This is a genomic window from Pseudoalteromonas sp. BSi20439, from assembly GCF_000241165.1.
Taxonomy (GTDB): domain Bacteria; phylum Pseudomonadota; class Gammaproteobacteria; order Enterobacterales; family Alteromonadaceae; genus Pseudoalteromonas.
This window is the reverse complement of sequence record NZ_BADW01000201.1, coordinates 1-549: the sequence shown is the minus strand read 5'-3', so window position 1 is coordinate 549 and position 549 is coordinate 1. Positions and strand designations below refer to the sequence as shown.

Below are 549 nucleotides of genomic sequence, written 5' to 3'. Positions count from 1 at the left end.
GGCTCCTACTGCTTGTACGTACACGGTTTCAGGTTCTATTTCACTCCCCTCACAGGGGTTCTTTTCGCCTTTCCCTCACGGTACTGGTTCACTATCGGTCAGTTGGGAGTATTTAGCCTTAGATGATGGTCCACCTATATTCAGTCAAAGTTTCACGTGCTCCGACCTACTCGATTTCACTTAAAATGCATTTTCATGTACGGGACTATCACCCTGTATCGTGGCACTTTCCAGAGCCTTCCATTAACACATAATAAGCTTAAGGGCTGTTCCGATTTCGCTCGCCGCTACTATCGGAATCTCGGTTGATTTCTTTTCCTACGGGTACTTAGATGTTTCAGTTCTCCGCGTTCGCCTCGTTAACCTATGTATTCAGTTAACGATACCTGCAAGCAGGTGGGTTTCCCCATTCGGAAATCCTAGTCTCAAGTGCTTTTTACTAGCTTGACTAGGCTTATCGCAAGTTAATACGTCCTTCATCGCCTCCAACTGCCAAGGCATCCACCGTGTACGCTTAGTCACTTAACCATACAACCCAAACGGGTCTTT

At 46.4% G+C, this 549-nt stretch carries 1 rRNA gene; it reads right to left on the bottom strand.

What is annotated here, in order from left to right:
* Positions 1-528: ribosomal RNA gene (locus P20439_RS15515) — 23S ribosomal RNA — on the bottom strand; the annotation flags it as partial.
* Positions 529-549 lie beyond the last annotated feature (21 nt).